Source organism: Pseudomonas sp. 3B-A001-10F (genome assembly GCF_056313565.1).
In genome coordinates this window covers 140,095-163,226 of record NZ_JBQYFW010000003.1, presented here as the reverse complement: position 1 = coordinate 163,226, position 23,132 = coordinate 140,095, and the positions used below count along the sequence as shown (strand labels likewise).

At 60.3% G+C, this 23,132-nt stretch carries 19 protein-coding genes and 2 pseudogenes; 5 read left to right on the top strand and 16 right to left on the bottom strand.

Going from position 1 to position 23,132, the window contains the following annotated elements; translation table 11 throughout:
* Window positions 1–255: 255 nt before the first annotated feature.
* Both AC0ZWN_RS04825 and AC0ZWN_RS04820 read left to right on the top strand, forming a co-directional pair.
* Window positions 256–1,515, top strand: coding sequence for an OprD family porin (locus AC0ZWN_RS04825; RefSeq protein WP_099758209.1), 1,260 nt, complete (start codon window positions 256–258; stop codon window positions 1,513–1,515).
* 268 nt (window positions 1,516–1,783) lie between these two features.
* Entirely contained in the window at window positions 1,784–2,587 is an 804-nt protein-coding gene (locus tag AC0ZWN_RS04820; RefSeq protein WP_476334221.1) for a methyltransferase domain-containing protein, read from the top strand.
* A 122-nt stretch (window positions 2,588–2,709) separates the two neighbouring features.
* Here AC0ZWN_RS04820 and pcaC read toward each other — a convergent pair whose 3' ends face one another.
* The 11 genes from pcaC to pcaR form a co-directional block, all read right to left on the bottom strand.
* Window positions 2,710–3,102 (bottom strand): 4-carboxymuconolactone decarboxylase, encoded by a 393-nt coding sequence (gene pcaC, locus AC0ZWN_RS04815; protein ID WP_007957838.1) that lies wholly within the window; start codon window positions 3,100–3,102, stop codon window positions 2,710–2,712.
* 10 nt (window positions 3,103–3,112) lie between these two features.
* On the bottom strand, window positions 3,113–3,904 hold the full coding sequence (pcaD, locus tag AC0ZWN_RS04810) for a 3-oxoadipate enol-lactonase (protein ID WP_476334219.1): 792 nt from the start codon (window positions 3,902–3,904) through the stop codon (window positions 3,113–3,115).
* Window positions 3,905–3,916: 12 nt separating this feature from the next.
* Window positions 3,917–5,281, bottom strand: coding sequence for a 3-carboxy-cis,cis-muconate cycloisomerase (locus AC0ZWN_RS04805; RefSeq protein WP_476334217.1), 1,365 nt, complete (start codon window positions 5,279–5,281; stop codon window positions 3,917–3,919).
* A gap of 46 nt (window positions 5,282–5,327) precedes the next feature.
* Entirely contained in the window at window positions 5,328–6,623 is a 1,296-nt protein-coding gene (locus tag AC0ZWN_RS04800; protein WP_034153075.1) for an MFS family transporter, read from the bottom strand.
* Window positions 6,624–6,833: 210 nt separating this feature from the next.
* A complete protein-coding gene (gene pcaG, locus AC0ZWN_RS04795; RefSeq protein ID WP_095049153.1) occupies window positions 6,834–7,400 on the bottom strand; it encodes a protocatechuate 3,4-dioxygenase subunit alpha in 567 nt (188 codons plus the stop codon).
* A 1-nt stretch (window position 7,401) separates the two neighbouring features.
* Entirely contained in the window at window positions 7,402–8,106 is a 705-nt protein-coding gene (pcaH, locus tag AC0ZWN_RS04790; RefSeq protein ID WP_008080089.1) for a protocatechuate 3,4-dioxygenase subunit beta, read from the bottom strand.
* A gap of 36 nt (window positions 8,107–8,142) precedes the next feature.
* On the bottom strand, window positions 8,143–9,348 hold the full coding sequence (gene pcaF / locus AC0ZWN_RS04785; protein ID WP_177413065.1) for a 3-oxoadipyl-CoA thiolase: 1,206 nt from the start codon (window positions 9,346–9,348) through the stop codon (window positions 8,143–8,145).
* Window positions 9,345–10,124 carry a CoA-transferase subunit beta gene (locus tag AC0ZWN_RS04780; protein ID WP_476334214.1) on the bottom strand — a complete coding sequence of 260 codons (780 nt, stop codon included), beginning with the start codon at window positions 10,122–10,124 and terminating at the stop codon, window positions 9,345–9,347. Before AC0ZWN_RS04780 ends, pcaF begins: the two co-directional genes overlap by 4 nt.
* The gene (locus AC0ZWN_RS04775; protein ID WP_077571457.1) at window positions 10,124–10,981 is read right to left on the bottom strand and encodes a CoA transferase subunit A; all 858 of its coding nucleotides are present in this window, start codon (window positions 10,979–10,981) and stop codon (window positions 10,124–10,126) included. The genes AC0ZWN_RS04780 and AC0ZWN_RS04775 overlap by 1 nt, the downstream gene beginning before the upstream one ends.
* Window positions 10,982–11,268: 287 nt before the next feature.
* Window positions 11,269–12,615: a 4-hydroxybenzoate transporter PcaK gene (pcaK, locus tag AC0ZWN_RS04770; RefSeq protein WP_093438668.1), complete on the bottom strand. Its 1,347-nt coding sequence runs from the start codon at window positions 12,613–12,615 to the stop codon at window positions 11,269–11,271.
* Window positions 12,616–12,908: 293 nt separating this feature from the next.
* The gene (gene pcaR, locus AC0ZWN_RS04765; RefSeq protein WP_007917109.1) at window positions 12,909–13,751 is read right to left on the bottom strand and encodes a pca regulon transcriptional regulator PcaR; all 843 of its coding nucleotides are present in this window, start codon (window positions 13,749–13,751) and stop codon (window positions 12,909–12,911) included.
* A gap of 650 nt (window positions 13,752–14,401) precedes the next feature.
* Here pcaR and AC0ZWN_RS04760 point away from each other — a divergent pair.
* Both AC0ZWN_RS04760 and AC0ZWN_RS04755 read left to right on the top strand, forming a co-directional pair.
* Window positions 14,402–14,602: a hypothetical protein gene (locus tag AC0ZWN_RS04760; RefSeq protein WP_008080067.1), complete on the top strand. Its 201-nt coding sequence runs from the start codon at window positions 14,402–14,404 to the stop codon at window positions 14,600–14,602.
* A 374-nt stretch (window positions 14,603–14,976) separates the two neighbouring features.
* Window positions 14,977–16,452 carry an inorganic phosphate transporter gene (locus tag AC0ZWN_RS04755; protein ID WP_064119763.1) on the top strand — a complete coding sequence of 492 codons (1,476 nt, stop codon included), beginning with the start codon at window positions 14,977–14,979 and terminating at the stop codon, window positions 16,450–16,452.
* A gap of 1,165 nt (window positions 16,453–17,617) precedes the next feature.
* Here AC0ZWN_RS04755 and AC0ZWN_RS04750 read toward each other — a convergent pair.
* Window positions 17,618–18,070, bottom strand: a complete 453-nt coding sequence (locus AC0ZWN_RS04750) for a DMT family transporter (RefSeq protein WP_093433867.1) — start codon at window positions 18,068–18,070, stop codon at window positions 17,618–17,620.
* A 3-nt stretch (window positions 18,071–18,073) separates the two neighbouring features.
* The gene (locus AC0ZWN_RS04745; RefSeq protein ID WP_095051024.1) at window positions 18,074–18,559 is read right to left on the bottom strand and encodes a DMT family transporter; all 486 of its coding nucleotides are present in this window, start codon (window positions 18,557–18,559) and stop codon (window positions 18,074–18,076) included.
* A gap of 111 nt (window positions 18,560–18,670) precedes the next feature.
* Here AC0ZWN_RS04745 and AC0ZWN_RS04740 point away from each other — a divergent pair, with 111 nt between their 5' ends.
* Complete coding sequence (locus AC0ZWN_RS04740) at window positions 18,671–19,606, top strand: LysR family transcriptional regulator (RefSeq protein WP_476334211.1); 936 nt, start codon at window positions 18,671–18,673, stop codon at window positions 19,604–19,606.
* A 222-nt stretch (window positions 19,607–19,828) separates the two neighbouring features.
* Here AC0ZWN_RS04740 and AC0ZWN_RS04735 read toward each other — a convergent pair.
* The 3 genes and pseudogenes from AC0ZWN_RS04735 to AC0ZWN_RS04725 form a co-directional block, all read right to left on the bottom strand.
* Window positions 19,829–20,422 (bottom strand): annotated as a pseudogene (locus tag AC0ZWN_RS04735) (methyl-accepting chemotaxis protein); the annotation flags it as partial.
* A gap of 312 nt (window positions 20,423–20,734) precedes the next feature.
* Window positions 20,735–21,511, bottom strand: a pseudogene (locus tag AC0ZWN_RS04730) (cache domain-containing protein); the annotation flags it as partial.
* Between the two features lie 212 nt (window positions 21,512–21,723).
* Window positions 21,724–23,040 (bottom strand): Na+/H+ antiporter family protein, encoded by a 1,317-nt coding sequence (locus tag AC0ZWN_RS04725; RefSeq protein WP_093433861.1) that lies wholly within the window; start codon window positions 23,038–23,040, stop codon window positions 21,724–21,726.
* Window positions 23,041–23,132: the final 92 nt, after the last annotated feature.

Below are 23,132 nucleotides of genomic sequence, written 5' to 3'. Positions count from 1 at the left end.
ACCCAAAAATCCCGGCTCAATCTTGCGTTCGATAATCGCCCAAAACCCGCTTTACCCAATTGAATCCGAACATCCGCCCCCCGCACCATTCGCTCCACAAAACCAATAACAACAGGTTCGACACCATGCTCCCGCGCCCTGCCCCGTCCGGCTGATTGCCGTCGTTTCACCTCTGAACACTTTTCATGTCTGCACCCCGAAAACCGGTGTCAGCGCACCTGTTCGCCTTAAAAAAAACAAGAGAGACCCGAGCCCATGACAACCTCCCCTGCGCCTTACGCAATTCCCGGCCTGATCGCCCTGGCCCTGGCCGGCGCGGCGCTGCCCGCAGCGGCTGAAGAAGCCGGCTTCATCGAGGGCGCCAAGGTCAATCTCAACCTGCGCAACTTCTATATCAACCGTAACTTCACCAACCCGACCAAGGCTCAGGGCAAGGCTGAAGAGTGGACGCAGAGCTTTATCCTCGACGCCAAGTCCGGCTTCACCCAAGGCACCGTCGGCTTCGGCATGGACGTGCTGGGCCTGTATTCGGTAAAGCTTGATGGCGGTAAAGGCACGGGCGGCACCCAGTTGCTGCCGCTGGACCATGACGGTCGTCCGGCGGACAACTTCGGCCGCACCAACGTCGCTTTCAAAGCCAAGCTTTCGCAGACCGAAGTGAAGGTCGGCGAGTGGATGCCGGTGCTGCCGATCCTGCGTTCGGACGATGGCCGCTCATTGCCACAGACCTTCCGTGGCGGGCAGATCACGTCCAAAGAAATCGACGGCCTGACCCTCTACGGCGGCCAGTTCCGCGCCAACAGCCCGCGCGATGACAGCAGCATGAGCGACATGTCGATGACCGGCAAAGCGGCGTTCACCTCTGATCGCTTCAACTTTCAGGGCGGTGAATACGTTTTCAACGAAAAACGCACACAGATCGGCCTGTGGAACGCCGAACTCAAGGACATCTACAGCCAGCAATACGTCAACCTGATCCACAGCCAGCCGCTGGGCGACTGGACGCTGGGCGCCAACCTCGGCTTCTTCTACGGCAAGGACGACGGCAGCGCCCGCGCCGGCGACCTCGACAACAAAACCTGGTCAGGGATGTTCTCGGCGAAGTACGGCGGCAACACCTTCTACGTCGGCCTGCAGAAACTCACCGGCGACAGCGCCTGGATGCGCGTCAACGGCACCAGCGGCGGCACGCTGGCCAACGACAGCTACAACGCCAGCTACGACAATGCGCAGGAACGCTCCTGGCAAGTACGCCATGACTACAACTTCGTCGCGCTGGGCATCCCCGGCCTGACCCTGATGAACCGCTATATCAGCGGCGACAACGTGCACACCGGGACGATCACCGACGGCAAGGAATGGGGCCGCGAATCGGAACTGGGCTACACCGTGCAGAGCGGCGCGCTGAAGGATCTGAACGTCAGATGGCGCAACTCGACCATGCGCCGGGACTTCAGCAATAACGAGTTCGATGAGAACCGCTTGATCGTCAGCTACCCGATCAGCCTCCTCTAAACACCGATCCAACCCTGTAGGAGCTGCCGCAGGCTGCGATCTTTTGATCTTAAAAACAAGATCAAAAGATCGCAGCCTTCGGCAGCTCCTACATTGGAATTCTCGCCATTGGTCAGGAGAAGTGGCACTTTGCCGGCCGACAGATAAAGTGACAAAACCTGAAGGAGTCAGGTGCTTCACCTTTCCGCTTCCGTCGTCGTAGTCGGTCCTCAAGCTGGGAGCCAGGTTGTCATCGGAAGACACCAACGATCACCGGAGGACCACCTCAATGATCTCTCGTCTTGCAACACCCGACTGGGACGCCAAGGCGTACCAGCAGTTTTCCCGTCTCAGGCAACGCCCGGTCAATGAATTGCTCGACCGTGTTGACCTGCCAAATCCTCAACGCATTTACGACCTGGGCTGCGGCACCGGCATTGCCACGCAGTTGTTGGCCAAACGCTGGCCGCGCGCGCAGTTGCAGGGGATCGACAGCTCCGCGCAGATGCTCGCAGAAGCGCGCTGTCTGCCGCTCAGGGCATCGTGGAAACACTGCGATTTGCTCGATTGGCAACCGGAGCAGCCGGCGGACCTGCTGCTCGCAGCCGCCGTGCTGCACTTTATCGAGGGCCATGAAACGCTGCTGCCGCATCTGCTGGGTTATCTCAACCCGGGCGGCTGTCTGGCGGCGCACATGCCGGACTGGCGCGATGCGCTGTGGTATCGGCTGATGCTCGACACTCTCGAAAATGGCGGCCCCGATGGCACGCCAATGGGCACACCTGAACTGCGCCAGCGCATGGCCGCGCGGCCGTTGTTGGCGCTGGAGAATTACTACCGTTTGCTCGCGCCCATGACCACGTCGCTGGATATCTGGGAGACCGAGCAGTTGCAGGTGGTTGACGGCAAATCGCCAATTTATGACTGGGTGAAGGTCTCGGCGCTGCGGCCGGTGATGCAGGCGCTGGATTCAGCGGAACAGACGCGGTTTATCTATCACTACCTGATGCGGGTGCATAAGCATTATCCGCAGGAGGCGGACGGGCATACGTTGTTTGCGTTCAAGCGGATATTCATCGTTGCCACGGTTTGAATGAGTTGTGCTGATTGATGCGCAACGGCGTCTGCCCCCTTCGCGAGCAAGCTCACTCCCACATTGGAATGCATTTCCCTGTGGGAGCGAGCTTGCTCGCGAAGGCGTAATTTCTGGCGCCATCAATCCCTGGATTCAACACCCAGCTCATCCCACACCGACTCGGCCAGATGAAACGTCGCATTCGCCGCCGGAATCCCGCAATAGATCGCGCTCTGCATGATCACTTCCTTGATCTCACCCCGGCTCACGCCGTTATTGGCCGCCGCACGCAGGTGCAGTTTCAGCTCGCCCTCGCGGTTCATGCCGATCAGCATGGCGATGGTGATCAGACTTCGCGTGTGCCGAGGCAAGCCCGGTCGTGTCCAGATATCGCCCCACGCATGCCGCGTGATCATTTCCTGAAACTCCGAGTTGAACTCGGTCAGCGTGGTCAGGCTGCGATCGACATGGGCATCGCCCAGCACCGCGCGGCGCACTTGCATGCCGTCGTCGTAACGTTGTTTCTCGTCCACAAAAACTTCCTCACTTAGCCTGCAAAAACGCTAACACACGATCACTGAAGTCCGCGCCAGCCTGCACGTTTGACAGATGCGCCGCATAGAACTCGGCGTATTCGGCGCCGCGTACATGTTCCTGAATGAAATGCCCACCGGCCGGCGGCGTCACCGCATCTTCAGTGCCGGCGATCACCAGCAACGGCACGTTGATCGAAACCAGTTGCTCGCGGAAATCGGCATCACGCACCGCTGCGCAGTTAGCCGCATAACCTTGCGGCGAGGTGGCCGCGAGCATGTCGGTAATCTGCTTGGCCGCTGCCGGATGAGCAGCCGAAAAGTCCGGGGTGAACCAGCGGGCAATCGATGCATCACGCAGGGCCACCATCGCTGCCGCACCGTCACGCAGCACGGTTTCGATGCGTGGATTCCACACCGACGGATCGCCGATCTTTGCCGCGGTGTTGCAGACGATCAGCTTGTGCAGACGATGCCCGGCATTGATCCCCAGCCACTGGCCGATCAGGCCACCCATCGACAACCCGCAGAAATGCGCACGCTCAATGTGCAGTGCATCCAGCAAACCGAGCACGTCATGACCGAGTTGCTCGATGCTGTAAGGACCCGGCGTCACCAGCGATTTGCCGTGGCCCCGGGTATCGAAACGCAGCACGCGAAAATGCTCGGTAAACGCCGGCATCTGCGCGTCCCACATGTGCAGATCAGTGCCTAGCGAGTTGGAGAGCACCAGCACCGGCGCATCGACCGGGCCCTCGATTTGATAATGCAGTTCGCCATCGGCGAGTTGAACGAAAGCCACAGCCCTCTCCTTTCAGACAGACAATGCGTTGTGTTCGGCCACCGCACGCTCGACCCAGGTTTTCGCCTGGCCGAGGTAATGGGCGGGGTTCAAAAGTTGATCGAGTTCAGCGCTGCTCAACTCGGCGGTGACTTGCGGTTCGTCACCGAGCACGGCGCGCAAATGGCGCTGCTCGGCCACCGCGCGTTTGCAGCATTGTTCGAGCAGGTGATGCGCGGCGTCGCGGCCGACACGCTGGGCGAGGACAATGCTGACGGCTTCGGCCAACACCAGCCCCTGAGTCAATTCGAGGTTGCGGGCCATGCGTGCGGCGTCGACTTCCAGACCGTCGGCAAGCAATCGCGCCTGTTGCAGCGAACCGGAAACGAGGCAGCAGATTTCCGGCAACGTTTCCCATTCGGCATGCCACAGACCCAGACTGCGTTCGTGCTCCTGGGGCATCGCGCTGAACAGCGTCGAGACCAGACCCGGCACCCGCGTCGCTGCGCCGATCAACACCGCCGCGCCGACCGGATTGCGCTTGTGCGGCATGGTTGACGAACCGCCCTTGCCCGGTGCCGATGGTTCGAACACCTCGGCCGCTTCAGTCTGCATCAACAGGCTGATGTCGCGGCCGAATTTGCCCAGGCTGCCGGCGATCAAACCCAGCACCGCGCCGAACTCCACCACGCGATCACGCTGGGTGTGCCACGGCTGTTCCGGCAAGGTCAGTTGCAGTTCTTCAGCCAGCGCTTCGGCAATCGGCAAGGCCTGTTCGCCCAACGCGGCGAGGGTCCCGGAAGCGCCACCGAATTGCATCACCAGCAAACGCGGCTTGAGTTCACGCAAGCGCTGACGGCTGCGAGTCACCGCGCCCAGCCATCCGGCGATTTTCATGCCGAGGGTTACCGGTGTCGCGTGTTGCAGCCACGTGCGCCCGGCCAAAGGCGTCGCCGCATGGCGTTGCGCCTGGATCGCGAGGGAATCAGCGAGTTGCGCGAGATCGTTCTCGATCAACGCCAGCGCCTGACGCAATTGCAACACCAGTCCGGAATCCATCACGTCCTGACTGGTCGCGCCCAAATGCACATAACGTTCGGCTTCAGCGTCGCAGGCAGCAATCTGCTTGCCCAATGCCTTGACCAGCGGAATCGCCGAATTGCCCGCCGTGGCGATCGCCTCGCCCAGCGCCGCGAAGTCATACAGACCAGCGCTGCATGCCGCCGCAATCGGTGCCACAGCGGAGGCTGGAATCAACCCGACCCGCGCCTCGGCCCGGGCCAACGCGGCTTCGAAGTCGAGCATGGCCTGCACGCGGCCCTGATCGCAGAACACTTCGCGCATATCGCGGGCAGTGAAATAGGCATCGAACAATTGATTGCCCGGTCGCTGAGTCATAAACAGTCCTTGCCGGCGCGGGCCATCACGGCCCGCGCGCTTCGGGTTAGAGATCGTGGTGCAAATACGCCGCCTGTTTCGGCAAGCGCAGACTGAACAGGAAGGCGATCGCCATCATGGCCGTAACGTACCAGTAGAAGGAGTTTTCCATGCCGATGTTCTTCAGGCTCAGTGCGACGAATTCCGCCGAACCGCCGAAGATCGCGTTCGCCACCGCATAGGCGAGACCGACGCCGAGGGCGCGGACTTCCGGCGGGAACATTTCGGCTTTTACCAGGCCGCTGATCGAGGTGTAGAAACTGACAATCGCCAGCGCCACGGTGATCAATACAAACGCGAGGAACGGGCTGCTGACGCTTTTCAGGCTCAACAGAATCGGCACGGTGAACAGCGTACCGAGCGCGCCGAACCAGAGCATCGAGTTACGTCGGCCGATCTTGTCGGCAAGCATGCCGAACAGCGGCTGCATGCACATATACAGGAACAGCGCACCGGTCATGATGTAGCTGGCGGTCTTGGCGTGCATGCCGGCGGTGTTGACCAGGTACTTCTGCATGTAGGTAGTGAAGGTGTAGAAAATCAGCGAACCACCGGCGGTGTAACCGAGCACGGTGATGAACGCGGCTTTGTGATCGCGGAACAGTGCGCTGATGCTGCCGGCGTCTTTGTGCGCGCGGGTTTCCTTGTTGGTGGTTTCTTTCAAGCTGCGACGCAGGAACAGCGAAATCAATGCCGCTACCGCACCGACCACAAACGGAATCCGCCAGCCGTAGGCACGCAAATCGTCTTCAGTGAGAAATTGCTGCAGCACTACTACCAGCGACACGGCCAGCAATTGCCCGCCGATCAGCGTCACGTACTGGAACGAGGCGAAAAATCCGCGCTGGCCCTTGAGGGCAACTTCGCTCATGTAGGTGGCGGTGGTGCCGTACTCGCCGCCGACCGACAGGCCTTGCAGCAAGCGAGCGAACAACAGCAGGACCGGTGCCCAGACGCCGATGTCCTTATAGGTTGGCAAGCAGGCGATCAGCAACGAGCCGAAGCACATCATCAGAATCGAGATGAGCATCGAGTTCTTGCGCCCGTGCTTGTCGGCGACCCGGCCGAAAATCCAGCCACCAATCGGGCGCATCAGGAAGCCGGCGGCGAACACGCCAGCGGTATTGACCAGTTGCACCGTCGGGTTGTCGGAGGGGAAGAACGCCGGGGCGAAATAGATCGCGCAGAAGGCGTAGACGTAGAAGTCGAACCATTCGACGAGGTTGCCAGACGAGGCGCCGACAATGGCAAAGATGCGCTTGCTGCGCTCTTCACCGGTGTAATGGGAGGTGGTCGTTGTCATTGTTTTTCACTCGATAGGGACAGTGAGAGTCTAGACATACTTTGCAACAGTCCCGTTCCACATCCTACATCGATCGTTCCCACGCTCCGCGTGGTAACGCATCCGGTGACGCTCCGCGTCACAGTGGACGCGGAGCGTCCATGGCGGCATTCCCACGCAGAGCGTGGGAACGATCATGTAGGTGCTGCCGAAGGCTGCGATCTTTTGATTTTAATAATCGAAGAACACCGTCTCGGCATCAGTGCCCTGCAGAATCACATTCCACTGGTAAACACCCGAGGCGTCCTGCTTGGCCAGCAACGTGCTGCGACGCTCGGCCGGCACACAATCGAGTAACGGATCATCAACGTTGGCCGGCTCGCCCTCAAAGTAGATCCGCGTCAGCAAGTGCTTCACCAACCCGCGGGCAAACACCAGCACCACCAGATGCGGCGCCTGGGTCGAACCTTTCAGGCCCTCAACCGTGCCCGGTTTGATCGTGGTGAATCGGAAGCGCCCTTCAGCGTCCACCGGCACCCGGCCAAAACCTTCAAAGTGCGGATCGAGCGGTTTGTCCTGCTCGTCTTCCGGATGGTCGTATTTGCCGGCAGCGTTGGCCTGCCAGACTTCGAGCATGGCGTCGTTGACGACATCGCCATTGCCATCCACCACCTGCCCGGTGATCGCCACGCGCTCACCGAGGGTTTGCTCAACAGTGAGGTCTTCACGGTTCAGCCAGGTCAGGCCGATGTGGTAGTACGGCCCGACGGTGTGGGACGTGGTCGCAGTCAGCGTCATCTTATTTCTCCATCGGCGTGGCTTCACGCCCGCGCAGCACGATGTCCCAGCGATAACCGAGGGCGTAGGACGGAATGGTTTTTTCCAGATCGAAACTGGCGATCAGGCGCTCCTTGGCCGAAGTGTCCGGCACGCAGTTGTAGATCGGGTCGTACGCCAGCAGCGGATCGCCCGGGAAATACATTTGCGTGACCAGACGCGTGAGGATGCTCGGCCCGAACAGCGAGAAGTGGATATGCGCCGGGCGCCAGGCGTTGTGATGGTTACCCCAAGGGTAGGCGCCGGGCTTGATGGTCTGGAACTGATACCAGCCATCGGCGTCGGTGACGGTGCGGCCAGTACCGGTGAAGTTCGGGTCCAGCGGCGCGTCGTGCAGGTCGCGCTTGTGGTTATAGCGGCCGGCGGCGTTGGCCTGCCAGATCTCCACCAGAATCCCCGGCACCGGCAGACCGTTTTCGTCGAGCACGCGGCCGTGAATGATGATGCGTTCGCCCTGCGGCTCGCCTTCATGCTGGGCGGTCAGGTCGTTATCGGTGTCGCCCACGCGCTCGGCGCCGATGGTCGGCCCGGTGATTTCCGACAGCGAGTGCGGCAGAAACACCAATGGCTTGGACGGTGAGCGCAGGTTGGTGGATTGATACGTCGGGTGCAGGTACTCAGGCTGAGTGCCTTCCTGCGGACGACGGTAACCAGGCTTGTCAGACATGTCGCTTTCCTCTGTTCTATTTCGTCACGGCTTGCGTCAGACGCGTTCGATGGCCAGGGCCAAACCTTGGCCGACACCGACACACATGGTCGCCAGACCTTTCTTGCCACCGGTCTTTTCCAGCTGATGCAGCGCGGTCAACACCAAACGCGCACCGCTCATGCCCAACGGGTGACCGAGTGCAATCGCGCCGCCATTCGGGTTGACCTGCGCAGCGTCATCGGCAAGACCCAGTTCGCGCAGCACCGCCAAACCCTGGCTGGCAAACGCTTCGTTGAGTTCGATCACGTCGAAATCGCTGACCGCGACGCCCAGGCGCTCGATCAATTTGCGCACCGCCGGCACCGGGCCGATGCCCATCACCCGAGGTGCGACACCAGCGCTGGCCATGCCGAGCACTTTGGCGCGGGCGGTCAGGCCATGTTTTTTTACCGCGTCGGCGGAAGCCAGAATCAGTGCCGCAGCACCGTCGTTGACCCCGGAAGCATTGCCGGCGGTGACGGTTTTGTCCGGGCCGTTGACTGGCTTCAGCTTGGTCAGTGCTTCGATCGTGGTATCGGCACGAGGATGTTCGTCCTGGCTGACTACGGTTTCGCCCTTCTTGTGGGCAATCCGTACTTCAACAATTTCTTCGGCGAAGTAACCAGCAGCCTGCGCGACAGCAGTGCGTTGCTGACTGCGTAGAGCGAACGCGTCCTGATCGGCGCGCGACACTTTATAGTCGTCGGCGACGTTGTCAGCGGTCTGCGGCATCGCGTCGACGCCGTACTGCGCCTTCATCAACGGGTTGATGAAACGCCAGCCGATGGTAGTGTCTTCCAGTTTCATGTTGCGCGAAAAACCTGCGTCAGCCTTGCCCATCACGAACGGCGCGCGGGACATCGACTCGACGCCGCCGGCAATCGCCAACTCCATCTCGCCGCTGGCGATGGCGCGGAATGCGGTGCCGATCGCGTCCATGCCCGAAGCGCAAAGACGATTGAGGGTCACGCCCGGTACGCTTTCCGGCAGGCCCGCCAGCAGCAGCGCCATGCGCGCGACGTTGCGGTTGTCTTCACCGGCCTGGTTGGCGCAACCGAGGAAGACTTCGTCGATGGCATTCCAGTCCACCGATGGATTGCGTTCCATCAGGGCCTTGATCGGCACAGCGGCCAGGTCATCGGCGCGGACGGCGGACAAACCGCCGCCGAAACGGCCGATCGGGGTGCGAATCGCGTCGCAGATATAAACGTCACGCATCATGCTTCTCCCGGTGCCTGGCCGTGGGCGGCGGCAGTACGTGCTTCGAGATCGCGCAGCGCGCTCAGTTCGACTTCGGTCGGCTCGGCCGTCGCTTCAACCTGCTCGGCAAAACGAATCGCCCAACCGGTGGCCGCGATGACTTGCTCGCGGGTCACGCCCGGGTGCAGTGCGGTGACCACGAATTCGTGGGTGCCTTCTTCCGGTTCCATGATGCACAGGTCGGTGATGATCCCGACCGGCCCGGCGCCCGGCAGGCCCAGACGTTTACGCGAGTCGCCGCCTTCGCCGTGACCGACCGAGGTGATGAAGTCGAGCTTGTCGACAAACGAGCGCGCCGACTGTTTAAGGATGATCAACACGCTTTTTGCCGAACCGGCAATTTCCGGCGCGCCACCGGCACCCGGCAGACGCACTTTCGGCGAGAAGTAATCGCCAACCACGGTGGTGTTGATGTTGCCGAAACGGTCGACCTGCGCGGCGCCGAGAAAACCGACGTCGATGCGCCCGCCCTGCAACCAATAGCGAAAAATCTCACCGGTCGGCACGACAGTGTCAGCGGTTTCCGCCAACTCGCCATCGCCGATCGACAGCGGCAATACGCTTGGCTTGGCGCCAATCGGGCCCGACTCGTAGATCAGTACCACGTCCGGCGACGAGGTCAGGCGCGCGAGGTTGGCGGCTTTCGACGGCAGGCCGATACCGACGAAGCACACCGAGCCGTTCTTCAGGCGACGGGCCGCCGCGACGGTCATCATTTCATTGGTGGTGTAAGTCATTACTTGGCCTCCGAAGCAGCGGCCAGCTTGGCCTGGAACGCGCTGAAGTCAGCGCAGCCATGGATGTATTCGTTGATCCACGCGGTAAACGTCTCACGGTCACGGGCGATCGGATCCCACGCCTGGTAGAAACGATTGTCACGCTCGGTGTAACCGTGGGCGTAGGACGGGTGCGCGCCGCCGGGTACGTGGCAGACTGCGCTCAAGGCCCAGGTCGGCAGGACGCAGGCATTCATTGGCGCGTTGAGGTTGTCGACAATCTCTTCCACGGTGACGATGCAGCGTTTGGCCGCCAGTGCTGCTTCTTTCTGCACACCGAGGATGCCCCACAGCAGCACGTTGCCCTGGCGGTCGGCTTTCTGTGCGTGGATCACGGTCACGTCCGGGCGCACCGACGGCACCGCCGCCAGCACTTCACCGGTAAACGGGCAGGTCACGGTTTTGATCAGCGGGTTGACCTTCGGCAGGTCGGAACCGGCATAGGCACGCAGCACCGCGAACGGCAGGCCGGATGCGCCAGCGACGTAGGCATTGGCCAGGTCGGCATGGCTGTGCTCTTCGATTTCGAGAGCATGCGGCCATTGTTTCTCGACCGCGTCACGCAGGCGGTGCAGCGAACCGACGCCCGGGTTGCCGCCCCAGGAGAAAATCAGTTTGCGTGCGCAACCGGCACCGATCAGTTGGTCGTAGATCAAGTCAGGCGTCATCCGCACCAGCGTCAGATCTTTCTTGCCCTGACGAATGATTTCATGACCTGCGGCCGTAGGGATCAGGTGAGTGAAGCCTTCGAGCGCGACGGTGTCACCGTCGTTGACGAACTGCTTCACCGCGTCGTGCAGCGAAAGGATCTCAGCCATGGAGCGGGCTCCTGTTTTTGTAATGAATCGCCAGTGATAAAAAGGCGCGAGGTTCAGCGCCGGAGTCACTGCAGATTAAGCCTGGGGAAATGGCCAAACAATCCGATAATCGACTGAGTGTTCGTTTATCGAACAGATTGTTGTCAGCCTATCGGTTCGTGTTTTGATTGATCGTTCCCACGCGGAGCGTGGGAATACAGCCCGGGACGCTCCGCGTCCCAAAGCAGACGCAGAGCGTCTATTGAGGCGTTCCCACGCAGAGCGTGGGAACGATCATGCGCTGATACTCAGGTCGCATCCGCATGACTGACCATGCCTTTAATCACCACCGCCGTGGTGGCCAACGCCGCCGGAATTACCAACGCCGTCAACACCTGCTCGAAATTCCAGCCCAGGCCCAGCAACGTTGCGCCCATCCACGCCCCGAGAATCGCGCCAAAGCGGCCGATGCCCAGCATCCACGAGACCCCGGTCGCCCGCCCTTGGGTCGGATAAAACCGCGCCGCCAGTGACGGCATCGCCGATTGCGCGCCGTTCACGCACATCCCCGCCACCAGCACCAAAGTCGCCAGCAACGTAATGTTGCCCAGGCTCTGTCCGACCGCATAGGCAAACACCCCGGCCAACAGGTAGAAAATGCCGATGACCTTGTGCGGATTGAAGCGGTCCATCGCCCATCCCACAGCGACCGCGCTCAACACCCCGCCGAACTGGAACAACGCGCCAATAAATGCGGCTTGCTCCATGCTCGCGCCGCTGTCACGCATCAGCGTCGGCAACCAACTGGTCAGCAGATAAACAATCACCAGACCCATGAAGTAGGTTAGCCACAGCAGCAAGGTGCCGGTGCTGTAAGTGCCCGAGAAGATCACCGCGAACACGTTGCGCGCCTTGACGGTTTTCTGTTCCGGTACGCTGAAGCTCGAGGCCTGAGCGACGGTGACCGGGTCGATCGGCGCCAGGGTCTTGCGCACTTTGTCCGTGCCACGATTGCGCACCACCAGATAACGCGCCGACTCCGGCAGCCAGAACAGCAGCACCACGGCGAGGATCAGCGGCAGGATCCCGCCGATCAGCAGCAGACTGTGCCAGCCGAACGCCGGAATCAGCTTGGCAGAAATAAACCCGCCACCGGCCATGCCGAGGTTGAAACCGCAGAACATGCTGGTTACCAGCAGCGACTTCTTGCGCTCCGGGGTGTATTCCGAGAGCAGTGTGGTGGCATTCGGCATCCCCGCCCCCAGTCCCAGACCGGTCAGGAAGCGCAGCACCAGCAGCTGTTCAACGTTGCTGCTGTACGCCGACGCCAGGCTGAAGGCGCCAAACAGCACCACAGCGCCGACGAGGACGACTTTGCGCCCGAAGCGGTCAGCCAAAGGGCCAGAGCCGAGTGCACCGAAGACCATGCCAATCAGCGCGGCACTCATCACCGGGCCAAGGCTGGCCCGGTCGATGCCCCAATCCTGCGACAGCGCCGGGGCAATAAAACCCATCGCGGCGGTGTCGAGGCCATCGAGAAAGACAATCAGGAAACACAGGATCACCACGCGCCACTGATAGCGCGAGATCGGTTGGGCATTGATGAAGGTCTGCACGTCGAGGCAGTTACCCACAGCGGACTGAGGCTGGTTCATTATTTTTATTCCACGCAAAAAACGCAGTCGAACGGCGGCCGGCCAGAGAGCGGCACGGTCACAAGAATAGAAGGTCTGGATCAGGCGTTGCGGTGAACCCGGCAACAGCGGATGGGGCGGAGACAGTCGGAGAGCATGCGCATGGTGAGTTGCCTCTTGTCATTATTATGGGAATCGGCAGTCCGGCGGGCTCATTCACATCAGCGCCGGATGACGCTGCCGCGACATTAATGATCCGAGGGTTTTAGCGTCAATTCGATAAACGCAACACTGTGCGTTTATCGAACACTTCATCAGGCAAACAACTGCGCACTGAGGTCGCGACTGGCGCTGAGCAGGCCCGGCAGGAAGCGCTGCTCCAGCTCGGTACGACTGACGCGACCGGCGTGGGTGCTGACGTTGAGCGCCGCAACGACCTGACCGGAAGCATCGTAGACCGGCACGGCAATCGAACGCAGGCCTTGTTCCAGTTCCTGATCGACGATGCACCAGCCTTGCTGCCGCACTTCCTGCAGGCATTCGAGCAACGCGTCGGGGGTGTGAATCGTGCGGCTGGTCTTGGCGACCAGTTCGGCGTGATCGAGGTATTCACGCAGCGAGGTGTCATCAAGTGCTGCGAGCAGAATCCGGCCCATCGACGTGCAATACGCTGGCAGGCGACCGCCCACCGACAGGTCTACCGAAATCAGCCGCTGGGTGGTCGCCGAGCGCGCGATGTAGAGGATGTCGTCGCCCTCCAGCGTGGCCATGTTGCAGGCTTCATGCAGTTGCTCGCTCATGCGGTCAAGGTACGGCTGGGCGGATACCGCCAGTGGCGTCGACGACAGATAGGCGTGGCCGAGGGTCAGCACTTTGGGCAGCAAGGAATAGGTGCGACCGTCCGTGGTGGCGTAGCCGAGTTTGATCAGCGTATGCAGGCAACGACGCACGGCGGCGCGGGGAATCTCGGTGCGGTGGCTGATTTGGGCGATAGTCAGATGGCGCTTGCGCTCCTGAAACGCCTGCACCACCGCCAGACCACGAGCCAGCGAAGTCATGAAGTCCGGATCACCGGTCAGCGCCTGGATACGTTTGGCCGGCGAGGCGACGATCGGCGGCGCCACAGAGGTGAAGGAGTTGCGCATTTGATCGTTCATTTCTTGTCCTTTTATCCGGCACGGATCAATGGGCTATACAAGCGGCTCGCCGACAAATGCACAAGCGTCGGGCTGCAAGATTGGGCGATTATCGAACCGTCGACCGATAATCGCAATCAACTGTTGGGATGGCGTCTAGCTATTTATAGGGCAAGCCAAACTTTGCGATTATCAGAATCACAGCTTTAGTTGTCCGACTAAATGGCGCCAAAAACAGATCACCCACCCAATAAGGGCCAACACGCACTTCAACTAGTAACAAAAGTTGCGAGTCACAAAACAATCACACATCCGGAACCGTTTTTAACTTGGCAAAGATAGTCATTCCTGAATCGACCGCTATAATGCAGCTCAGTGGCACCTCGTTTTTAATCGCGGAGGTCGTCACCCGCTGCGGCGATGTCCATCGCCAACAGCCCGGCCAGCGCCTGACGCGAATCACTCATGCAACGCCTGCGCTCGCTGAAACAGGAAACTGATGCTGCGTCAGTTTTTATCTGGTGCCGTAGCCGCCTGTAACACGGAAGTCTTGATCGCCCCACCGTTTACACCAATGCCTGTCCGGGCGTTGAACTCGCGGTGGCTCCGTTCAACCGATTCGTTGCAGTGCGTTTCACCAGACACTTAACTCAACTCATACAGGTAGCACTGTGACGAAAGACGAACTGCGCGCGGAACTTGAGCGCCAGGAACAACGTTACAAGGAAGTTTACGGCGGGGAAGTCACCACCTACGCCGCTCAGCCCGAACCGGAACGCAAAGCATGGCGTAAACGCCCTACCGTTCAGGATCAGGTCTTCAAGCAAGAAATCGAAAAGATCGAAAAGGAACTCAAAGCCGAAGAGCCTTGAGCCACGGTTTTCGGATTTTCTGAAGGTTTGCGTCCACACCGGTTACAAGCGCGGTGGAACGACGATGCCTTGCGCGCCCGCTACCCGCGGGCAGCGGCCATCATCCGGTCTGACTGACTGAGAACGGGCGTCCTACAGGTTTCAGAGATATTTCAGACAAGCGTTTGAGACGTTCGCGCATCGGTAAATTCGCTTGCAAAACAAGCTTTTTATCAAGTAAATCAAGCACTTGAAAAACCCTGCAGCACGCTTGGTTTTCATGCGTTGCAACAAATTAAATCGAAGAAGTGTGTAACCGATGAGCAGGGAGGGGATCGATTCCCAGTCTTTTCTGGCATAATCGCGCCCCCTTACGACCGGGTCAGAAAACCTTCATGATCGATTTATTCAGCGGACTGGATGCTTGGGTGCTTGTGAGCCTCTTGCTCGCCCTGACGTTTGTCCTCGCCTTCGAGTTCATCAATGGATTTCATGACACCGCTAACGCGGTAGCCACTGTTATCTACACCAAAGCCATGCCGCCCCACCTGGCGGTGTTCTTCTCCGGTGTGTTCAATTTCCTCGGCGTGCTGCTGGGCGGCGTTGGCGTGGCGTATGCCATTGTCCATTTGCTGCCGGTTGAGCTGCTGATCAATGTGAACACCGGCCATGGCCTGGCGATGGTGTTCTCGTTGCTCGCCGCGGCAATCGCCTGGAACCTGGGCACCTGGTACTTCGGTATCCCGGCTTCCAGCTCGCACACCCTGATCGGCTCGATCCTCGGTGTCGGCCTGGCCAACGCCCTGATCAACGACATTCCGTTGGCCGACGGCGTGAACTGGCAAAAAGCGATCGACATCGGCGCCTCGCTGGTGTTCTCGCCAATGGCCGGCTTCCTGATCGCCGCGCTGATCCTGATTGGCCTGAAGTGGTGGCGTCCGCTGTCGAAGATGCACAAGACACCGGAACAACGCCGCAAGATCGACGACAAGAAGCACCCGCCGTTCTGGAACCGTCTCGTTCTGGTGATCTCGGCCATGGCCGTGAGCTTCGTACACGGTTCCAACGATGGCCAGAAAGGCATCGGCCTGATCATGCTGGTACTGATCGGTATCGTGCCTGCACAGTTCGTTCTCGACCTGAACAGCACCACGTACCAGATCGAACGCACTCGCGATGCGACCCTGCACTTGAGTCAGTTCTACCAGCGCAACGCCGATTCACTGGGTGAATTCCTGGCCTTGGGCAAAAGCGTGGAAGGCGACCTGCCGGAGAAATTCCGCTGCAACCCGCAGCAGACCGAACCGACCATCAGCGCCCTGCTGCACACGCTTAAAGGCGTAGCGGACTACCATTCGCTGTCGTCCGACAGCCGCATCGAAGTGCGTCGTTACCTGCTCTGCCTGGACGACACCGCGAAGAAGGTTGGCAAGCTGCCTGGCCTGGAAGCCCGTGAAAAGGCTGACCTCGACAAGCTGCGCAAAGACCTGACCACCACCACCGAATACGCGCCGTTCTGGGTGATTCTGGCGGTTGCACTGGCCTTGGGCCTGGGCACCATGGTTGGCTGGAAACGCGTGGTACTGACCATCGGTGAGAAGATCGGCAAGCAGGGCATGACCTATTCCCAGGGCATGTCGGCGCAGATCACCACTGCCAGTTTGATCGGCATGGCCAATATCTTCAGCCTGCCGGTATCGACCACTCACGTTCTGTCTTCGGGCGTGGCGGGCACCATGGTTGCTAACAAGAGCGGCCTGCAGGGCGGCACGGTTCGCACCATTCTGTTGGCTTGGGTGTTGACCTTGCCGGCGACGGTTGCGCTGTCGGCCGGGTTGTTCTGGCTGGCGTCGAAGGCGTTGGGTAGTTGATAGATAGCGGTACTTGAGAAAGGCGCGATTCGAGAGGATCGCGCCTTTTTTTGTGTTTGGGGGATTGGGATTGGGATTGGGATTGGGGGCATATCCGTTGCTGCGGGTGTTGCCGCTGGCGGTTTCGCTCTTACAGCGACTCACTTTTCCAGACGCCGAAAAGTAAGCAAAAGGCTTTGCCCCGGCGTACGGCACTTCGCTGAGGCTCAGTGTTCCCTCGCTACGGTGTCCATCCGGGGGCATCGCCTACGGTTTGCTTCGCTGCACCTCCTCTCGATGTATGCGGCTACGCCGCACGGCGCTGCGCGCCTAACCCCCGGATGAACACCTCCGCTCGGCCTGCCGATGGGGCAAAAGATTAAAAGCCGAAGCAAGATCAAAAGCCAGATCAAGAGCCAGATCAAGAGCCAGATCAAGAGCCAGATCAAGAGCCCCTCACCCTAGCCCTCTCCCAGAGGGAGAGGGGACTGACCGTGGTGTTTGGGAGAGTTACGCCGACGTGCGATTGCCGTGTTGAACTCTGGCTCTAAAAAGCAAAAAAATCAGCCCCTCGCCATGAGGAAAAGGGGACTAATCGAGGTGATTGGGCGAGCTACGCCGACGTGCGATACCGCGCTGAACTCAGGCTCTAAAAAGCAAAGAAATCAGCCTCTCACCCTCCGAGAAAGAGGGGACTGACTGAGATGTTTGGGAGAGCTACATCGAAGTGAAATACCGAGTCGAACTCAGATTTTGAAAAGCCCACAAATCGGCTCCCTCTCCCTCGGGAGAGGGCTGGGGTGAGGGGTGAATCCAACACCAATCCAAAGCCGAACACGCTGTTGCTCCTCACCACTCAACAGGATGAGCGTTAGCTCGGCTGCAGCTTTTGATCTGTAAAGCGACGTCGGAAGGCTGAGTGGAGGGATTGATCCGGGCGTGGAAGCGCAGCGACCGTTTGGCGCAGCCAAACACAGCGGGAGTAGGTGCAGCGAAGCAAACCGGAGACGCTGCGCCCGGATCGATCCCGCAGCGAAGGAACCCCGAGCCCCAGCGAGCGGGCCGCACGTAGGAGCAAGCGTTTTTTTGCTTACTTTTTTTAGGCGTTTGTAAAAAAAGTGAGTCGCCGTAAGGGCGAAATCCTAAGTGGGCTTAACCGCAGCAATGGATATGTACGCAACCCAGGTCACCCAGCCTGACGCGAACTCCGATACATAAACACCAAAGCCAACCCCAAACACCCCATCGCCAAAATCCGACTGGAAGAAAGCTCAATCGCCGGATTCCCCAGCCAGCCAAAATTATCAATCAACATCCCCATGCCCAGCTGCCCGACAATCACCGCCACCGTCGCCACAGCCGTCCCCACCACCGGCACCGCCCCGACCATCACCATCATGTAGACCACACCAAACAGCGCCCCGGTCAACTGCCACTTCGGCACATCCAAAAGACTCACCGCATGCGCCGGCTCAAAAAACAAAATCAACAACCCGGTCGACACCGCACCGACAACGAATGTCAGCAAACTACTGCGCAACACCCCGACGCTCTCACCCAAACGCCCGTTGATCGCCGCCTGCACACTCAACACCGCACCGGCCAACACCACCACCGCCAACAAAATAACCAGACTCATCACTCACCCCCGCGCAATCAAAACAAGTGCCGCCACAATCAACCCCAACGCCAGCCACCGCTCAGCATTGACCTTCTTGCGCGTCGCGCCGAACCAGCCGAAATGGTCGATCAACACACTCTTGCCAACCTGCCCGGACAGAATCGCAATCATCGTCATGGCGATACCGATGTGCGGCGTGGCCAACGTCAGCACCACCACATACATCGGCCCCAGAAAACCGCCAATCAACTGCCAACGCGGCAGATCCGTCAGTGCCGGGCCTTTTTGCGGACCGGCGAACAACAGCAGTAAAAACAGAATCGCCGAGCCGACGCCAAAGATGCTCAAAGTCGCCCACAGATGCCCGACCTGCACACCCAAAGGACCGAGCAACCCCGCCTCCACCGACAACCCCATGCCCGCGAGAATCACCAGCGGCAGCAGCAACAAGCGCAACCCTGATTTCGTCGCCGGAGCGCTGACACTCACCTCATCCAACGTCTGCATAAACAACATTCCACTCAAGTAAACGATGGCGCGGATTATCGGCTGGCGAAGCTGTGCGATAAATGGGAGCATCCGGACAACACTTTTGCGTAATTCGCACAGCAGGATGATATGCACGGGCTTAACGAACTCGGATTCAAAGCGCTAAGGCTGTTTGTGGCGGTGCTCGATCACGGCAGCTTTTCCGAAGTCGCCCGCCGGGAAGGCGTGGCACCCTCCTCGATCTCCCGGCAGATCCAGTTGATGGAGCAGGCGCTCAATCAGCAATTGCTCTATCGCCACACCCGAGCGGTGACGCCAACCGAAGCCGGGCGCATGCTCGGTCACCATGCGCGGCTGGTGCTGGTGCAACTGGAGGAAGCCGAACAGGCGCTGCAGGAACAGCAAAGCGAACCCACCGGCCTGGTGCGCATCAACGCCCCGGTAGTATTCGGTCAGCGGCATCTGACGCCGTGGTTGGGGAAGTTGTGCGCGCGTTATCCGAAGCTGCAACTGGATATCCAGCAGACCGACCATTACGTCGACCCGCTGCAAGAAGGCGCCGACCTGCTGTTTCGCATCGGCCCGCTGCACGATTCGAGTATGCAGGCACGGATTCTGGCGCCGCACCGCTTTCAGGTCGCGGCCAGCCCGGCGTATCTCAAGCGCCACGGCACGCCGCAGAAACCTGAAGATCTGGCGCAACACCATTGCCTCGCCTACAAAGGCGCGGCCGGCCAGCAGCGCTGGTTTTTCCGTCGTGATGGTGAGGACTGGACGCCGTACTCGGTGAAAGGCCCGATCACCGGCAACCACGCCGACACCCTCACCCAAGCCGCCGAGCAAGGCCTGGGGCTGGTGATGTTTCCGTCATGGCTGATTGGCGAAGCGGTGCGCGACGGCACGCTGGTGCCGGTGCTGGGGAAGTATCAGGTGTCGAACAGCCTGGAGCCGCAGCAGATTGCGGTGTTGTGGCCGGGGAGCCGCAGGTTGTCGGTGAAGGTGCGGACGGTGATTGATTTCTTCGTCGAGTGCTTTGGTGAAGTGCCCTATTGGGATCGTCCCTGAAAACTGAAAATCAAAAGCCCCTCACCCTAGCCCTCTCCCTGAGGGAGAGGGAACTGATTGGGGGATGCTATGGAATTACGCCGACCTGAAACAGCTTTACCGAATCCAAAATCGACTGAATCTTTCAGGTCGACGTATGACGCAAGACAACTCGGTCAGTCCCCTCTCCCTATGGGCGGTCCGACGTTTCGGGAGGGCTAGGGTGAGGGGCTTTTCAGGCTGTCAGATCCGGAACTGCCCAACCAGTTTGCCCAGGCGCTGCCCCAGCTCCGCCAAACTACGCGAAGTCTGCGCACCCAACTGCGTCTCATCGGCCACGCTGTCCACCGCCACCGCAATCTGATGCACGCTGCGGTTGATCTCCTCCGCCACCGCCGTCTGCTCTTCCGCCGCACTGGCAATCTGCGCGTTCATCGAGTTGATCGTCGCGATCAACTCGGCCATGGCATCCAGCGAAGCCCCGGCCTGATTGGCCTGCTGTGAAGTGCCGTCGCCCGCCTCACTGGAACGACGCATGGCTTCAACCGCTTGCTGCGTACCCGCCTGCAAACGATCGATCATCCCCTGAATTTCCTGCGTGCTGATCTGCGTACGGCTGGCCAGCGCCCGCACCTCATCCGCCACCACGGCAAAACCACGTCCGGCCTCACCGGCCCGCGCCGCTTCAATTGCGGCGTTGAGCGCCAGCAGGTTGGTCTGCTCGGCGATCGAACGAATCACCCCGAGCACGCCGACAATCGACGTCACGTCTTGCTGCAGGCTGTCCAGCGACACGCCGCTGCTGCGGATGTCATCGACCAGCGCATGAATCTGCTTGATGCTGCCGGCCACCACGCGTTTGGCGCTCTGGCCTTCTTCGTCGGTCTGCTGAGCGGCGACGGCGGCGTTCTGTGCGCTTTTGGCCACTTCCTGCGCGGCGGCAGACATCTCGTTGATCGCCGTGGCAACCTGATCGGTCTCGTGGCGCTGACGCTCCATCGCCTGATCCGAACGCTGGGCCTGATCGGACACTTGCGTCACCAGACCGGTCAGTTGCGTGGTCATCTCGGTGATCTGCCGCACCAGGCCATGAATCTTGTCGACGAAACGGTTGAACGAGCCCGCCAGTTCGCCAAGTTCATCCTGGCTGGTGATGTTCAGGCGACGCGTAAGGTCGCCCTCACCCGCTGCAATGTCGTCGAGGTTGGCTTTCATCAGGGTCAACGGACGCAAAATGGTATTGGCCAACAGCATCCCCGCCGCCGCGATGACCAACAGCACCACCACCGCGACGCCGACGATGCTCAGCACCACGCCTTGCATACGTTCCTGCACCTGCGCTTCGACCAGCGCCACTTGCGCTTCGATGCCGTCGAGGTTGACCGACGTACCGACCGCCATGTCCCACTTCGCCAGGTATTCGGTGTAACCGAGCTTTGGCACCAGCACGTTGGCGTTGCCCGGCAGTGGCGAGCTGTATTGCAGATAGTGGGTGCCGTCCTTCGCCACACTCACCAGACCACGATTGACGTAGACGCCGTTCGGGTCGCGGTTGTCCTTGAAACTTTTGCCCACGCCTTCGGGGTCGTTGGCTTTGAACAGGCGCACGGTCTCGGAGTCGTAGCCGAAGAAGTAGCCGTCCTTGCCGTAGCGAATGCCCGAGAGCAATTTGATCGCCTGCGCCCGCGCCTCAACGTCACCCGGCGCGGCCGCGTCGTACAGCGGCTTGATCGTGGTCATGGCCACGGCGACGTAGCTTTGCAGAGTGGCTTTGGCATCGCCGAGCAGACGCTCGCGGGTCTGGTCGACCTCTTTGTGCGCTTGCTCCTGGAGGATGAACAGCGTGGTCAGGCTGATGACCAGGGCAAAGAGCAACACCGGGAGAACGGCGAGGGAGAGGACTTTAGCCTTGAGGCTCAGGCGCATTGTGGGGGCTCACTCTTTTGGTTTTATTGGCGTGGTTAAAGGCTTTAACGGCACGCGCAAGCAAAAGTTGAGCTTCGGTATGAGGATCGTTGAGGATCGTTCCCACGCTCTGCGTGGGAATGCAGCCCCGGACGCTCCGCGTCCAACAACGTGACGCAGAGCGTCACAAGAGGCATTCCCACGCAGAGCGTGGGAACGACACCGGAGAGGGTTCAGAGGACCATCGCGGCCACCCAGCCGAACGCCAGCAACGGCAGGTTGTAGTGCAGGAACGTCGGCACGACGGTGTCCCAGATATGGTGATGCTGGCCGTCGATGTTCAGGCCGGAGGTCGGGCCGAGGGTCGAATCCGACGCTGGCGAACCGGCGTCGCCCAACGCACCGGCGGTGCCGACGATGCAGACAATGGCGATCGGGCTGAAGCCCAGTTGCACGCACAGCGGCACGAAGATCGCCGCCAGAATCGGCACCGTGGAAAACGACGAACCGATGCCCATGGTTACCAGCAACCCGACCAGCAGCATCAGCAACGCGCCGACGCCCTTGCTGTGATTGATCCACGACGCCGACGACTCGACCAGGGTCTGTACCTCACCGGTGGCCTTCATCACCTCGGCAAACCCGGAGGCGGCGATCATGATGAAGCCGATCATCGCCATCATCTTCATGCCCTCGGTGAAGAGGTCATCGGTCTCGCGCCATTTCACAATGCCCGACACCGAGAAGATCAGGAAACCGACCAGCGCCCCGATAATCATCGAGTCCAGCAGCAGTTGCACGATGAACGCAGCAGCAATCGCCACACCGGCAATCATCAGGCTCAGCGGGTTGTACTGCACCGCCACTTGCTCGACCTGCTCGATCTTCGCCAGGTCGTATACGCGCCGCTTGCGATAGGTGATGAACGCCATCGCCAGGCCGAAGACCATGCCCAACGCCGGAATGCCCATGGCGTGGGTGACATTGATACCGCTGATGTCGACACCGCTACGGGCAACGTTGGCCAGCAGGATTTCATTGAGGAAGATGTTGCCGAAGCCCACCGGCAGGAACATGTACGGCGTGATCAGACCGAATGTCATGACACAGGCGATCAAGCGGCGGTCGAGTTGCAGCTTGGTCAGCACATAGAGCAGCGGCGGCACCAAGAGCGGAATGAACGCAATGTGGATCGGCAGAATGTTCTGCGAGGCAATCGCCACCACCCACAACAGGCCAATCAGCAGCCATTTGACGCTGCCACCGCCGGTCGAGTGCTGGCGATCAACCATTGCCAGCGCCTTGTCGGCCAGCGCATGAGCCAGACCGGACTTGGCAATCGCCACGGCGAAAGCGCCGAGCAAGGCGTAGGACAACGCCACGGTCGCGCCGCCGCCCAAGCCGCTGTTGAACGCCTTGAGCGTGGCGTCGATGCCCAGACCACCGGTCAGGCCGCCGACCAGCGCCCCAACGATCAGAGCGATCACCACATGCACGCGGGACAGGCTGAGCACCAGCATGACGCCGACCGCCGCTATGACTGCATTCATTTCACTTCCTCGAAAAACACTGCGGTGGAAAACCGACCGCCAGACAGAATGAGTCCGCCAAAGCTTAACCGGCGGATTTGCAAAGAGGGTCT